The 845-nt window shown below is 62.5% G+C and carries 1 protein-coding gene; it reads left to right on the top strand.

All coding sequences use genetic code 11. From position 1 onward, the window contains the following. Window positions 1–158 precede the first annotated feature (158 nt). Window positions 159–845 carry a DUF2848 domain-containing protein gene (locus P2Q66_RS21280; RefSeq protein ID WP_275731344.1) on the top strand — a complete coding sequence of 229 codons (687 nt, stop codon included), beginning with the start codon at window positions 159–161 and terminating at the stop codon, window positions 843–845.

Here is an 845-nt window from a genome sequence, read left to right as displayed (position 1 = left end):
AGCTGCTCATTGTGTCCTCCACTGGAGTGTTTCAGGGTGACGCCTGTCACGCTGGCGTTAAATGTATACATTACGCATACTGGTTGTACATTGGCGACCCTTTCCGGTTTCCGAGTTGTTAATTTTTCCTGCAGCACAAGAAAAAGGACGGATCCACCATGACGGTTCTCAGCTTCGAACTTCCCGACGGCAGCACCAGGGAAGTGGAGGTCAAGCACCTCCTGAACGCCGGATACGCAGGCCGCGAGCAGGATGAAGTCCAGGCGCACATCGCCGAACTGGCGGAGTTGGGGGTCCCGGGTCCCGCCACCACACCGGCCCTCTACCCGGTGTCGCCCTACCTCGCGCAGCAGGTGTCCGAGGTCCGCGTGCAGCACGCGCGGACGTCGGGCGAAGCCGAATGGGCGCTGGTGATTACTGATGACGGCGTGCTGCTGACCGTTGCCTGCGACCACACGGACCGGGAACTGGAAGTGCATGGCGTGGCATGGAGCAAGAACGCCAGCCCGGACGTGCTGGGGCGGAAGGCGTGGCGGCTGGATGACGTTCGCGACCACCTGGACAGGATCACCCTGAAGGGCTGGGTGGGGGAGGGGGACACCCCGGACACGCTCATCCAGGACAGCTCACTGGAGGCGCTGCTCACCCCGGACTACTGGCTTGGCGTGCTTGAAGAACGCGGCCTCAACCAGCCCGGAACCGTGCTGATTTCGGGCACGGTTGCCATGACCGGCGGAGTGAACCAGTTCGCCCGCAGCTGGAAAGTGGAAATGAGCGATCCCGTCACCGGGCTCTCCGTGGACGTCCAGTACGTAGTGGAGCAGATGCCGGAGGCCATTGGTTAA

Source organism: Arthrobacter sp. Cr_A7, from assembly GCF_029222765.1.
Lineage (GTDB): Bacteria > Actinomycetota > Actinomycetes > Actinomycetales > Micrococcaceae > Arthrobacter.
Note: the sequence above shows the minus strand (reverse complement) of the source record. Positions and strands in the feature narration are given on the sequence as shown.

Bases quoted from the DNA above. Each gene is read 5' to 3' on its own strand.
- P2Q66_RS21280 (WP_275731344.1), top strand. From the start codon at position 159: ATGACGGTTCTCAGCTTCGAACTTCCCGACGGCAGCACCAGGGAAGTG.